At 56.7% G+C, this 13,401-nt stretch carries 9 protein-coding genes and 1 rRNA gene; 4 read left to right on the forward strand and 6 right to left on the reverse strand.

The annotated features are described in order from the left end of the window. Positions 1–576, reverse strand: a 16S ribosomal RNA gene (locus ALMA_RS00005); the annotation flags it as partial. Between the two features lie 364 nt (positions 577–940). Beyond that, complete coding sequence (locus ALMA_RS00010; protein WP_094725846.1) at positions 941–3,985, reverse strand: glycoside hydrolase family 3 N-terminal domain-containing protein; 3,045 nt, start codon at positions 3,983–3,985, stop codon at positions 941–943. A gap of 378 nt (positions 3,986–4,363) precedes the next feature. Between ALMA_RS00010 and ALMA_RS00015 the strand changes: the two genes are divergently transcribed. The 3 genes from ALMA_RS00015 to ALMA_RS00025 are packed head-to-tail and all read left to right on the forward strand — an operon-like array spanning position 4,364 to position 7,157. Then, positions 4,364–5,143 (forward strand): LytR/AlgR family response regulator transcription factor, encoded by a 780-nt coding sequence (locus ALMA_RS00015; RefSeq protein ID WP_094725847.1) that lies wholly within the window; start codon positions 4,364–4,366, stop codon positions 5,141–5,143. Then, positions 5,140–6,468 (forward strand): ATP-binding protein, encoded by a 1,329-nt coding sequence (locus tag ALMA_RS08430; protein ID WP_094725848.1) that lies wholly within the window; start codon positions 5,140–5,142, stop codon positions 6,466–6,468. The genes ALMA_RS00015 and ALMA_RS08430 overlap by 4 nt, the downstream gene beginning before the upstream one ends. A 5-nt stretch (positions 6,469–6,473) precedes the next feature. Next, entirely contained in the window at positions 6,474–7,157 is a 684-nt protein-coding gene (locus ALMA_RS00025; protein WP_094725849.1) for a LytR/AlgR family response regulator transcription factor, read from the forward strand. A 59-nt stretch (positions 7,158–7,216) separates the two neighbouring features. Here ALMA_RS00025 and gnd read toward each other — a convergent pair whose 3' ends face one another. From gnd to ALMA_RS00040, 3 genes are read right to left on the reverse strand one after another with little or no spacing between them, the layout of a single operon-like run. Next, positions 7,217–8,092, reverse strand: a complete 876-nt coding sequence (gene gnd, locus ALMA_RS00030; RefSeq protein ID WP_094725850.1) for a phosphogluconate dehydrogenase (NAD(+)-dependent, decarboxylating) — start codon at positions 8,090–8,092, stop codon at positions 7,217–7,219. A gap of 32 nt (positions 8,093–8,124) precedes the next feature. Then, a complete protein-coding gene (locus ALMA_RS00035; RefSeq protein WP_094725851.1) occupies positions 8,125–9,477 on the reverse strand; it encodes a GntP family permease in 1,353 nt (450 codons plus the stop codon). 55 nt (positions 9,478–9,532) lie between these two features. Further along, positions 9,533–10,084: a gluconokinase gene (locus ALMA_RS00040; protein ID WP_094725852.1), complete on the reverse strand. Its 552-nt coding sequence runs from the start codon at positions 10,082–10,084 to the stop codon at positions 9,533–9,535. 204 nt (positions 10,085–10,288) lie between these two features. Here ALMA_RS00040 and ALMA_RS00045 point away from each other — a divergent pair, with 204 nt between their 5' ends. Further along, entirely contained in the window at positions 10,289–10,987 is a 699-nt protein-coding gene (locus ALMA_RS00045) for a FadR/GntR family transcriptional regulator (RefSeq protein WP_244568799.1), read from the forward strand. 20 nt (positions 10,988–11,007) lie between these two features. On the opposite strand, the gene ALMA_RS00050 is transcribed toward ALMA_RS00045, so the two are convergent. Next, positions 11,008–13,401 (reverse strand): YhgE/Pip domain-containing protein, encoded by a 2,394-nt coding sequence (locus ALMA_RS00050; protein WP_244568800.1) that lies wholly within the window; start codon positions 13,399–13,401, stop codon positions 11,008–11,010.

A 13,401-nucleotide genomic window follows, 5' to 3' on the forward strand; every position in this document is an offset into this window, starting at 1 on the left:
GCGACAAACCGCCTACGAGCTCTTTACGCCCAATAATTCCGGACAACGCTTGCACCCTACGTATTACCGCGGCTGCTGGCACGTAGTTAGCCGGTGCTTATTCAAAAAGTACACTCACTCTCGCTTGCTCCTTAATAAAAGCGGTTTACAACCCGAAGGCCGTCATCCCGCACGCGGCGTCGCTGCATCAGGGTTCCCCCCATTGTGCAATATTCCCCACTGCTGCCTCCCGTAGGAGTCTGGGCCGTATCTCAGTCCCAATGTGGCCGGTCGCCCTCTCAGGCCGGCTACCCGTCGAAGCCTTGGTAGGCCACTACCCCACCAACAAGCTGATAGGACGCGATCCCATCACATAGCACACAAGGCTTTCCCACACTCTCATGCGAAAGCGTGGAGCATAGGGCATTACCACCCGTTTCCAGGAGCTATTCCCCACTATGCGGCAGGTTGATCACGCGTTACTCACCCGTTCGCCACTCTCACCACCCTAGCAAGCTAAGATGGATCCCGTTCGACTTGCATGTGTTAAGCACGCCGCCAGCGTTCGTCCTGAGCCAGAATCAAACCCTCCACAAAAAAATCGTGAAAGAATCCAATCAAAGACTCTTAAAATAATAAAAAATCAACGAAAAACAACTAAAAAGTCATTCAACGCACAAAAATAGACACTCATTAAACTCTTCCAAGTACCCATATACACGGGCGAGTATCACTGGCATTATCAAAACATAAAAAGTAGTACAAAACACGCTCTTGAGTTCTCAAACCACCACAACACAAACACACACAAAACACTAAGAAAAATGATTCATGCCGTATCAGGCAGCGAATAAAAACAATACACCACCACACCCCTCCCACGCAACCACGGCGTGTCGCAGCCAGAATTCACCGCGAACTAGCACAGGACAGAGTGTGATGGTGTATATCCTACCTTCCCTTATGCCTTACGCTTCCGATACGCCCGTATGATGAGTACCTCTACACCGACGGCTACCAGTGCCAGTACTACATCGAGACCTATGGCCACCTTCATCCAGGTTTCCATCCCGCTCCGCGTATTACCAGCCGCATATGCGCGAGAATTGACCACGGTATAGAAGATGTCATGAGCCGCGCGACGCATGTACTGTACGTATACCGGGTTCGTCACATCGGACACGTAGTTCGTCCCCACATCGAACGTGGACAGCGTATTCGCACCACCTGCCGCGATAACCTGGTCTGCGCTCATGTAATATGAGCCCGCGAAGTAATCCGTATCGACGAAGCCACGGAATCCCCACTCATCGCGCAGAACAGTGGTCAAAAGCTGCTTATTACCACCAGCCCAGATAGGCCCGATGTAGTTAAACGAGCTCATGACTGCCTTCGCGCCGCCCTGCTTCACACTCATTTCAAATGGTTTCAGATAGAGCTCACGCAGAGCCTGCTCCTGAATCCATTCACAGATCATAGACCAGCGGTTCGTCTCCTGCTCATTCAGCGCGAAGTGCTTCATATAGCCATACACGCCCTTCTCCCAGGCTGCAGAAATAGCCTGCGAAGCCATGACACCAGAGATAACAGGATCTTCCGAGAAGTACTCATACGCGCGGCCTTCCAGCGCAGAACGATGGAGGTTCATGGATGGAGCATACCAGCCCGAAGCTCCCAGCTCATCAGCCATCTGGCCCATGTCAGAACCATACGTACGTGCCATATCTTTATTCCACGTGGCAGCTATCATCACAGCAGACGGGAATCCTACGGATCCCTTCTTCGTGAAGTTATTACTCAGTGCAGATGGTCCATCTACATCCACAGTCGTAGACTTGCCCACGGATGGAGCTGCAGCGGTCTGGAAGCCTCCGTGTGCGATGAGGTCTTGCATCTCAGGGATGGTCAGCTGATCAAGCACGCTCTCCCATGCTGGGTCATCATAGGCTTTCCCCCGCATCTGAGAGAGCTGAGCATCACCCTTTACCCCAGTCTTCGGCATCTGAGCAGAATCATCCTTTTCGTGGGGATAATTCGAGGTATTGATGAATTGAGCTTTCTGCGCTTCCGGCATCTCGAAACTATCCGGAGCAGCCGTCGCCTGCGCGAAATTCGCGAAGCGGTTCGCGCGAGACAGATAGTTCACGCTCCCCTCGGCATACTCGAACTGATTCACAGCCGGAATCTTATCTCCCGCATGCGTACGCTCGGCCGAGTTATAGACGATAGTCTCCGGAACGCGGACCGTATCCTGCGCGAGAACGGTATGCGAGTCAGCCTGCACAGAAATGCCATAATCGCCAGCCTCAAGCACATACGCCTTCGCATTCTTCGCATCATACGACGCGAGATCATCCACGGACAGTTCCACGGATACAGTCTGCGACTCGCCTGGCTGTAAAAGCTTCGTCTTCTCAAAACCCAGCAGCACAGTGGACGCCTTCTCTATACCGCGCTGTGCATCTTCCGCCGTGTACGGAGGCTGACCGTAGACCTGCACGACGTCCTTACCAGCGACTGAACCTGTATTCGTCACCGTCACATCCACAGAGATCTTCCCGGATTCAGCATCGTAGCGTACCGGACTCATCGTCTGCGCAAACTGGGTGTACGACAGCCCATATCCGAACGGGAACTGCACAGTACGGGCGTAATCGATGACGCCTTCTGCCGCAGCCGTCTCGAACCAGCGGTAGCCCACATAAATGCCTTCCACATAATTCACGAAAGTCGGAACAGCACCGCCCATGTACGGATCCTTCTTATCCACCATGAACTCATTCATATTCGTATAGGCGAAGTTCCCCACATTATTCCACCACGGAGTCTGCTTCTGGTCGTAGACGAGCGTATCCGTGGTCTTACCAGAAGGATTCGTCTCGCCAGACAGAATGCGGCCGAGTGCGTTAAATCCAGTCTGACCAGGACCGGCTACCCAGAGAGCAGACTTCACGTGGTCGTAGTCATTCAAGAAGCCGAACTCGAGTGGGTTGAGACCATCATAGACCACGACGACATTCTCGAAGCGCTCGTTCACGAGATTCAGCAGATCACGCTCCGTACGGCTGAGCTGCAAGTAGGACCGCCCTTCTTCAAAGTCCTTATAATCGCTGGAATTCTCCGTATAGTTCACCTTGCTCATATCCGCTGGGAGGTCGTCACCCTCACCACCCGTGCGAGCGAGCACCACTACGGCTGTGGAGGAATACTCGCGTGCCGAATCGAGAAGAGACTGTGATGCCTCATAATCCTTCACCGTAGGCTCTGGAAGAGTCCAGTCGCTAGCTTTCGGGTTATTCCCCACGGCACCACGCTGCACCTTCTTCTGCGCATCATACTCGGCATAGAACTTCTCGAGCTGAGGATTCAGCTGGAACCCGGCATTCTTCAGACCATCGGTCAGAGATACACGTTCGTAGATGTCATTCAGAGCGCCTGCTCCTGAGCCACCGTAGACTGGGCGTGCGCTGGACCAGCCAAAGACGTTCAGCTTGCTGTTCTTCTGGAGAGGGAGGCCGGCGTCTGCGCTGCTCGCGCTGTCTGCGCTGCTCGAACCGTTCGAACCGTTCGAACCGTCGGCACTGCTCGAGCTCACAGCACCGCCGTTTTTCAGCAGCACGATACCTTCACCCGCTATGTCTTCGATGTGCTGGTTTGCCCGGCGGATCGTGGAAGCTGAGATGTTCCCGCTGCCCCCTGTGGACAGCGTCAGCAGCGTACTCAGGGGCCCGAAGCTCACGAGATTTGCTATAACCACTATTCCTGCGATAAGGCCCACAAGTATCTCACGGCGAATGAGCGCTCGAAGTGCATATTTCGGCCCAGTTTTCACTCCTGTGCTCGCGCCGCTTATCTGTTCCGATTTCTCGTCACTACTGACTTTCGTAAAAACGTGATTCGTCATCATAGCCACCACAGCTATGAAGACGAGTACACCTAATGCGATGAGATAATTCCTGCATAAGTTCAGGATGCTGATGACATCGCTCATATTCAGCTGAATCATATACCTAACCTCGTCGTTCTCTGTATCTGCTCTGTTATGGTTTTATCCTGTATGATCCTGTATGCACGGCCATGCGTGTGATACGTACGCCTCACACACCGGGCTGCATATACTTTCACAGTACGGCGTCGTTATACGAGAGCAGAGAGCCCTCCACACGTTTGGTCATAAAATCGCCGTAAACGGGGATGAGCTGACCCCACCTGAGCTGCCCCCCATAAGCTGTCCCCTCACAGGAACCACACCCCGCATAAACCACCACAGCCCGCATGTCCATGTCTGTCATTCCAGTACGCTAGAAGATATCGCACAGAAGCCTGTGAAAAAGCACACGCAGAAAGACCCCATTACACAGCACAGCCATAAGGAGCACGCACAGTGATTCATCTCGCTATCGTCGAAGATAACGATGCCACAGCACAGCTCCTGTGCTCATATCTCGAAAAGTTTTCACGAGAGCAGTCTGTTCACAAGGGTCAGACTCCCCCACCTCAGACATTCACCATCCAGAGATTCGCCACAGCTGATTCCTTTCTCGAGGCATATTCTCAGAACTTTCATCTCGTCTTCCTCGACATTCAGATGCCCGGCACAGATGGAATGAACGCTGCCCAGATACTGCGAGCGCGCGACTCGAACGTCAGCATCGTCTTCATCACGAGTTTGGCGCAGTTTGCCATGCAGGGGTATTCTGTCAGCGCTCTCGATTACATCGTCAAGCCACTTGATTATCCACGCTTCTCCACGAAAATGCATCGTATTATGCGTTCACTACCCGCCGTACGAGCTCTCGACCAGCCATCGATCCTCATCTCATCCGCAGGAAAACGGCATGTTCTGTCCGCACAGGACGTGTATTACGTCCACGTAGAAGACCACCATGTGACTCTTTCCACGAGTGCTGGCACGCTCCCTGTCTCTTCCAGTCTCCGTTCTCTACAGAACGACTGTGAGCGCCTCGGACTCGTGCGTATCAGCGCGAAGGCTATGGTCAATTACCGCTTTGTGACACGTATGGATAGAACATCTGTCACGGTTCTGCAGCCTGGTTCTTCTCCTAGTGTGACACTTCCCCTCTCTCGCGCCCGTAGCTCCGCTGCTCGTGCACAGCTTACTCAGCTCCTCGCTTCTGGAGGACGTACTGGAGGCACCGTATGACTATCACTCAGATTCTTTCCCCGTCCCCTCTCCAGTGGACGAATATCCAGATCATGCTCGAGGCTTTGCTCGCTGGTCATCTCGTCGCGCTCAAGTTACAGAAACGTTCTCATTACTGGGCACGCGTATTCATCACGTCACTCCTGAGCTGCATCATCGTAGCATCCATACCGGTAAACCAGATGGGTACTCCTTCTGTTCTTCTTTCTGGAATTCTGCTGTATTCATGCGCTCTTCTCGTCCTCACGGTCGCGCTGTACGCATGTTACCGAGAGACTGCATGGACAGTACTGTTCTGCGCGGTGGCCGGATATACTATCCAGCATCTGCTGTCTGCTCTGAATACACTCGCCGAGCGCATACACGCGTATGATGCTCTCTCCTCTTTATTTCCAGCATTCCCCGGTCTACGCATAGTGACGTACCTCGCTCTGCTTCTGTCCGTGTATCTCGTCTGCTTTTCGACTGTCTGCCGTCCGGCGCGTACGCTCGGACACATTATGGTGGAGAACCGCTCGATGATAGTTCTGACTATCGTGGCTGCCTGCGCGGATATCGCGTTAAGCTTCTACGTTTTCCAACTTTTCCTCGACTACCCTTCATCGCCTTTCGGAGTCGTCCTCGCTCTTTACGATGCCCTCTTATGCGCACTCCTGCTCTATATGCTCTTCGAACTCGCTATAAACCGTTCTCTCAAAGAGCGCGCCTCGACTGTGGAACGCCTTCTCGACGATCAGCGCCAGCAGTATGCCATGAGTGCAGATATTATCGAACGTGTAAATATAAAAACTCATGACCTTAAGCATCAGCTCACCGTTTCTCCGAGCGTCCAGAATCTACTTCATGATTATGAGTCGGTCTATCATACAGGAAGTTCTGCGCTCGACCTTCTCCTATCCCAGAAGCATTCTGAGATAGAGAATCTCGGGATAGACTTTTCCTGTATGGCAGACGGACAGTCTCTCAGCTCTCTAGCAGACGATGACGTCTATGCGCTCTGCGGAAATATCCTTGATAATGCTGTGAATGCCTTGAGCGCTATCTCTCCAGTGTCTGAGCGTCTTCTCGTGCTCACCATAAAAACTCAGGGAGAGCTCCTTCTCATTCATGAAGAGAATCCTTTCGTAGGTTCACTCGCCTATGCGGATGGACTGCCTCTTACCACCCAAGAGAATGAAAACTACGCGCATGGTTTCGGAACAGCATCCATACGACGTATCGTGGAGAACTATCGAGGGACTCTCTATCTCCATGACCGCGATGGATGGTTCTACGTGGACATCGCTATCCCTTTGCCCTCTGAAGATCCGGCGAACGCGAGGTAACAGCCATGTCTCTCCGCCCACGGATAGCACTGCTCAGTACAGACAAGTCCTGCATCACTGTAGTGCAGGAGGTTCTCGAAGGTCAGAATCTCAGTATCTATAGTGATTCTCAGGCTTTTCTCGACTCGTATGAACCAGAGTATGCTGTTCTTATCCTCGACCTCGAGATGAGCTCCCATGTCCTCCCTCTGGCTGAAAGAGTCCGCCAGCACGATGCTGCAGTGCGCATCATTCTTCTCGCGAAATCTCCACGCTATGCTTTGCTCGGGTATTCCCTCCATGCGTCGGCCTATCTTCTGAAGCCTTTGAGTGTAGAGACGTTCCGCACAGAGTGGAACCACATCAGAACGCATCTTATTAAGCCAGAGGATACTATCCTTATTCCAGTCTCTGGCACATCCGTGCGCATCCTCATATCCCATATTCTCTTTATCGAGTCTGTGAAGCATACCATCACCGTGCACACTCTCGAAGGACAGATATCCACGACTCTATCTCTCACCACTTTCGAAGAGTTACTCTCTTCTTCTCTCTTTTTCCGCTGTCATGCCTCGTATATCGTGAACCTTACAGCTATCACCGAAGTAAGAGATACTGACTGCGTCCTCACTACCGGTGAATACATCCGTATAGCGAGAAATAGGCGTAAAGAGTTTCTCTCTCGCCTTTCATCCACAATTACAGCATGATGAAAGGGCTGTATCCTCTCAGAGAAAAGATACAGCCCTTACATAAGTGAGGATTGACACTACCCCTTCGTCACATGCCCACCAAACTGCGCACGCAGCGAGGACACCACACGCAGGGTATCATCGCCACCGCCACGGGAGGTCTGGCGCGCCCAGAGTGCGGACGCAGTGGCAGGAGTCGGCACACCCAGTTCGAGTGCAGCTTCTACCATCCATTTGGCTTCGCCGGACTCATTTGCCACAGGTGGCATCTCATGCAAGGTCGGATCAGATGCAGCAGCGCGCGCGAAGAGGTCGAGCAGCCAGGACTGCACCACGGAGCCTTGACGCCAGGAGGTCATCACTTCAGCCGGCGAATCTATAAGAGACGAGCGCATCATAGTCTCGAAGCCTTCACCGAAGGCCTGCATCATGCCGTATTCGATGCCGTTATGCACCATCTTCGCGAAGTGTCCGCCGCCCACTGGTCCGGCGAGTACGAGTCCGTCCACACCAGCTGGCTTGAGCGTCTCGAAGATAGGCAGCGCGCGTTCATAGTCCTCCCGCTCACCGCCCGCCATGAGCGCATAGCCACGCTCTTTGCCCCAGACGCCGCCCGATACGCCCACGTCGAGGAAGTGGATGCCGCGTTCTGCCAGTTCGGCTGCGTGACGCTGGTCGTCCGTATAGCGCGTGTTTCCGCCGTCGATGACGAGGTCGCCCTCCTCGAGCAGTCCACCGAGGGACGTGATAATCTGGTCGGTCGGCTCGCCCGCTGGGACCATGACCCACACGATGCGCGGTGCGTCGAGCGCGGATACGAGCGCGTCGAGGCTGTCCACGTCACGCTCCGAGTCCGGTGAGACGTCGAAGCCCACGACCTCGTGTCCGCCTTCGCGCAGACGCTTGAGCATGTTTCCGCCCATACGGCCGAGTCCTATGATACCGAGTTTCATTTTTCTGTCCTCCAATTCTTCCTCTGCACGTCCTAGTGCACGACTACAGAGACGAGTAGTACGATGACGAGCCCACACACAGACAGTGCTGTCTCCATAAGGGACCACGTCTTAAAGGTCTGACCCACAGTCATCCCAAAGTATTCCTTCACCAGCCAGAATCCCGCATCATTGACATGAGACAGGAAGATGGACCCTGCTCCGATGGCCAGCACGAGCAGAGACAGCTGGACTGGGGAGAGATTCACAGCCAGTGGCGCGATGATGCCCGAGGCCGTCACTGTGGCCACGGTGGCCGAGCCAGTAGCCAGGCGGATGAGCACTGCCACGAGCCATCCCGCGAAGAGCGGATTCATATTCGCTTCGGTGATGCTGTGCGCTATCACTTCGCCTATGCCCGAGTCCACGAGTGTCTGCTTAAAACCGCCTCCTGCTGCCACGATGAGCAGGATTCCGGCTATGGATGCGAACGATGAGCCCACGATGGAATTGAGCTTCTCGCGAGCCCAGCCAGCGCGGAAAGCCAGCAGAACCATGGCATACACGGTCGTGATGGTCAGCGCTTCCAGCGGCGTGCCCACCCAGACGATGGCGCGACCAGCCGGCGAGGCCTTCAGCCCGGCGAGGTCCACCACGCTCGCCGCGAGCATGAGCAGAACCGGCAGAATGATGACGCTGACGGCCTCGAGGAAGCTCGGACGGCCGGACTGACCAGAATTGCCCTCGCCCTCGCCCTCACTCTGCGCGGACGTCTCAGCTCCCGGCGCCATGATGGGCACCCAGCGCACCATGAGGCGAGCCAGAAGCGGACCGGACAGGATGACCGTCGGCACAGCGATGAGCAAGCCGAGCCCGAGCGTCATCCCCAGATGCGCATGCAGCGCGTCGATGGCTACGAGCGGGCCAGGATGCGGCGGCACGAACGCGTGGAGCGCGGACAGGCCGGCGAGGGCCGGAATGCCGAGCGCGACCACAGGCATCTTCGCGCGGCGTGCCACGAGCAGAATAATAGGAATGAGGATGACCACGCCCACCTCGAAGAAGAGCGGAATGCCCACGATGAACGCGCTCAGAGCCATGGCCCAGCCGAGCTTATTCTTCGGCGCTTTAGCGAGAATGGTATCCACGATGACGTCCGCCCCGCCCGAGCGCGTCAGCAGAATGCCTATGATCCCACCGAGCGCGATGAGCAGCCCCACGCCCGAGACCGTGCTGCCCACGCCGGTGGTGAAGCTGGCGAAGCTTTTATCATACGGAACGCCGGCCAGGATAGCAGTGGCGGCCGAGCCGAGCATGAGTGCGAGGAATGGGTGCAGTTTCACCACGGCTATGAGTATGACTATGAGCGCTATACCGAGCAGCGCTGCTATGATTAACGAACTCATCACATCCTCCTTGATTTGTGTGAGTGTGCTGTCTGAGTGTGCTATATGGAGCCGGCTAGGCCTGCGCCCCAGCCTGAGCCTCAGCCTCAGCTCCAGCCTGCTTCGCCTCGTACGCGCGCACGGCATCGACTGCACGGCGCACCACGTCATCGACGTTTCCTTCTATGGACACCACCACGCCGTTTTCCTCTGGAGCGAGCGGTTCGAGAATGGCGAATTGGCTCGGGAGGAGTTCCGGCGGCATGAAGTGTCCTTTCCGCGCGGCCAGACGCTGCGCGATGAGCTCGTGCGAACCGTCGAGGTGGAGGAAGAAGACGTTCAGGTTTTTCGTCAGCGCGTCACGGTAGGAGCGCTTGAGTGCCGAGCTGGAGACGACGGTATTCTCACCGAGGCTTTCGCGCGCTACCATCCAGGCGTTAATGACGTCGAGCCATGGCCAGCGGTCCTCATCCGTCAGCGGGATTCCGGCGGACATCTTCTCTATGTTTGCCTGAGGATGGAAGTCATCCCCCTCAGCCAGCGTGTAGCCTAGTGCGTCGCGTATCGCCTCGACGACTGTGGACTTTCCGCAGCCTGCTACTCCCATCACCACGATGTGAACGGCCATAATTACTCCCTCGAAATGTATGACTTTTTTTCTGACGTTTTCGGACTTTTCGTCGTTCGTACTTGTATCGTACGTCCGCAAAGACTCTTTGTCAATTCTTTCGTACTCTTTGCTCACCGCGTGTCGTGTCGTTATGCACATCCAGAGAGTATGAGCCCGCATCGCACGGCACGTTTTGCCCGCGTTCAGGCTAGGATTATGCCCATGAGTACTGATGACGCTAAGCATGTGGCCGTGGCAGATGCCCTCGCCCACCAGATCCTCGAAGACGAGTGGACGCCGGGAACCTCGAAGAAGCTCGAGGATATCCAGGCAGAATTCGAGATATCCCGCACTGTGGCACGAGAAGCCACGCGCCTGCTCGGCTCGCTGGACTGCGTGCAGTTTCAGCGCGGGACGGGCGTCATCGCCCTCGACCCTGCGACGTGGAATGACTTAAATACGCGCGTCATCACGTGGAAGCTGCACTCGCGCTACCGCGAGGATGAGCTCCGTGCGCTGACCGAACTGCGCCTCGCCGTAGAGCCAGCGGCAGCTGCAGGCTGTGCACAGCACGGATCCGTGGAAGCGCGCACACGGGTGGGCGTGCTCGGCTATGAGATGCTGCGTGCCGTGGCTGAAGGCCGCCTGCGCGACTTCCACAGCCTCGACGTGGAGTTCCACTCCACTCTTCTCGCCCACAGCGGTAACCCCCTCTTTGCAGACTTCAGCGGTCTCGTCGAGTCCGTGCTACGCGGCCGCGTGGAGATAAACCTCTACCCTGAGCACCCAGCGCAGGCGGCTCTGGATGCCCATGCAGGAGTGGCTGAAGCTGTGGCCGCGGGGGATGCGAGCGCGGCGCATGATGCCATGCGCTCCATCGTCACAGAAGTGAATTCCGCGCTCGGCCTGTCCGCGCTATAAGACGTCAGACTGACGCGCGTCTACTCCCCGTACACGTCCGTCTTCTCCAGCTGCTCCACGAGCCAGCTGGACTGAGACAGTGGACGCCCGAGGACGAGTCCTACGACTAGTGCAGGGATAATAAACAGCGCGAACTGTCCCAGTGCCACCCAGTATTCTGAGCCATAGGAGCCAGCGATGGCTGCATGCATGGCGCGCAGCGCATACGGGAACGGGAGCAGCGGGTACACATGCTGGAAGAAGGATGGCAGCAGCTCCACAGGGAAGGTTCCACCCGAGCCTGCTATCTGCATGACCATGATGATGACGGCTATGGCCTTTCCCACCGCGCCGAACGTGAAGGTGAGCGCGTACATAATCATGGAGAAGACGAGGCTGGCCACCCACCCCACGAGGAAGATGCGCGGAATACTGTCATGCTGAATGCCGAGGTACCAGAGGTCTCCCATGACGATGAGAGTGGACTGCAGTAGGGAGATGAAGAGGAAGGTGAGATAACGTCCCCAGTATTCCGAGCCGAAGCCGAGTCCGAAAGCCGCCGCGTTCCCCACGGTTTCAGGCTTCGCGAACACCGCCCCTCCACGAGTCAAGCCCAGCACAGCCGCCTTGCGCTTATCCGAGACATACACGCGCACCATGGAGACGAGGAAGACGCTCCCCACCCACGTGGCCAGGATCGTGTAGAAGGCGGACATGGCAGTGCCGTAATTGGCCACAGCGTACACGGCCGTACGCGACAGCTTCACCGGCGAGGTGAGCACGGCTGCCAGCTCCACGGCTGAGCGGTCACTGCCCGTCAGCTTCTGCAGCGCGGACGTGCCGGTCGCATACCCGTCCGACACACGCTGCGAAAGCCCACGTACAGACGAGGCGGCCTCCGAAAGCTTACCCTGCGCATCCTTCATGGACGTCACGACGTCGTCCACACGCGTACTGGCATCCGAGCCGCGCGTGGATAATTGGGACAGGACAGAACGCACGGACGACCCCGCAGCCGCAGCGCGCGTAGACGTCTCGCGCAGCTGAGAAGCGAGCGCATCCAGCTGTGGCTTCACGTTCGTCGTATAGTCGGACCGCGCGGACTCGATGTCCGCTTTCAGCGCCGCCACGCGAGCCTTCAGGTCGTCCTTCTGCGCGGAAATAGTCTGCTGCGCCTTCTGCGCATCGCTCGACGCAGCAGATATCTGCGCGCCGAGGCCCGAAACATCCGAGCGCACCTGCTGCAGCTGCGCGATGATGGAATCGAGATTACTGAGCGTCCGTGCGCGCGCCTCACTCGACAGCCCACCCGAGCCTGAACCCGAGCCCGCGTCCGAAGCCTCGACCTGAGCGCGCACCGCCTGCAGCGCCGTCACGAGCTCATCATAGCGCGAGCTGCCCTCCTCGAGAGCCGAGCCGAGCGCCGTCACGCGCGCGCTGAGCTGGCCCGCCGGAGCGCTCACGCCAGAAGCCAAAGAGTCTATCTGAGCGGCTACGGAGTCGAGGCTTGAGCCCGCCGCGCTGAGCGCCTGACTCACCGAACCAGACGACGCACTCACCGCCTGTCCGAGCGTCTTCACATTCGTTACCGTGCTCTGAAGCGCCGCACGCACGTCGTCACTTCCAGACGCGCTCGAGTTCATAATGTCTCGGGCTGAGGTGACCAGGCCCGCACTTGACTCGAGCAGCCCGGCGTACGACCCCACTTGCGTGCTGTAGGCGTCGAGATTATCCGCCATGTTTTTCAGACGCTGCACCGTGGTCGTCACATACTGCTGGGTATCCCCGCGCGTAGCGAAGGTGTTCACGCTCTGCGCCACATCCAGCGCCACACTGGCTATGGTCTCGGAGAAGGTGCTTGAGACCTGGGACACGACGGTATCTGCGGCCTTTTCGGTAATCTTCGGCGCTATGGCGTTCGACTTTTCGTTAATGTAATACTCGATGGTCGCTCGGCTCGCATTCGGCGAGAAGAGCGTCATCATCTGCGTACTGAAATTCTTCGGAATGACGATGGCCGCGTAGTACTCGCCCGAGCGCACGCCTTCCACGGCCTTGTCGCGCGAGACGAACTGCCAGTCGAGGCTGTCATTTCCGCGCAGCGAGGACTCCACGTTACTGCCCACGTTCACCGGGATGGACACGAGGTCCGAGTGGTACCCCGCGTCCTCGTTCGCCACGGCCACCTTTAACTGCCGCGTGTTCCCGTACGGATCCCAGCTCGCCGCGATGTTAAACCACGCGTACATGGCCGGCACGATGACGAGACCTAAGGCGACGACGAGACCGATGAGATTACGCAGGAGATGCTTCTGGTCGTCGAGGAAGATCTTCGCGACGTTCACGAGCGGGTTCTGCTTTTTCTGTTTTTGGACGGCCGGCTTTTTCGGCTGCGGCGGGCGCTTCTGCTCGGTTTTCTTCTGCTCTTCTGCCAA

The organism is Alloscardovia macacae (genome assembly GCF_002259705.1).
GTDB classification, from domain to species: domain Bacteria; phylum Actinomycetota; class Actinomycetes; order Actinomycetales; family Bifidobacteriaceae; genus Alloscardovia; species Alloscardovia macacae.

Bases quoted from the DNA above. Each gene is read 5' to 3' on its own strand.
- ALMA_RS00010 (WP_094725846.1), bottom strand. From the start codon at position 3,985: ATGATTCAGCTGAATATGAGCGATGTCATCAGCATCCTGAACTTATGC.
- ALMA_RS08430 (WP_094725848.1), top strand. From the start codon at position 5,140: ATGACTATCACTCAGATTCTTTCCCCGTCCCCTCTCCAGTGGACGAAT.
- ALMA_RS00025 (WP_094725849.1), top strand. From the start codon at position 6,474: ATGTCTCTCCGCCCACGGATAGCACTGCTCAGTACAGACAAGTCCTGC.
- gnd (WP_094725850.1), bottom strand. From the start codon at position 8,092: ATGAAACTCGGTATCATAGGACTCGGCCGTATGGGCGGAAACATGCTC.
- ALMA_RS00035 (WP_094725851.1), bottom strand. From the start codon at position 9,477: ATGAGTTCGTTAATCATAGCAGCGCTGCTCGGTATAGCGCTCATAGTC.
- ALMA_RS00040 (WP_094725852.1), bottom strand. From the start codon at position 10,084: ATGGCCGTTCACATCGTGGTGATGGGAGTAGCAGGCTGCGGAAAGTCC.
- ALMA_RS00045 (WP_244568799.1), top strand. From the start codon at position 10,289: ATGAGTACTGATGACGCTAAGCATGTGGCCGTGGCAGATGCCCTCGCC.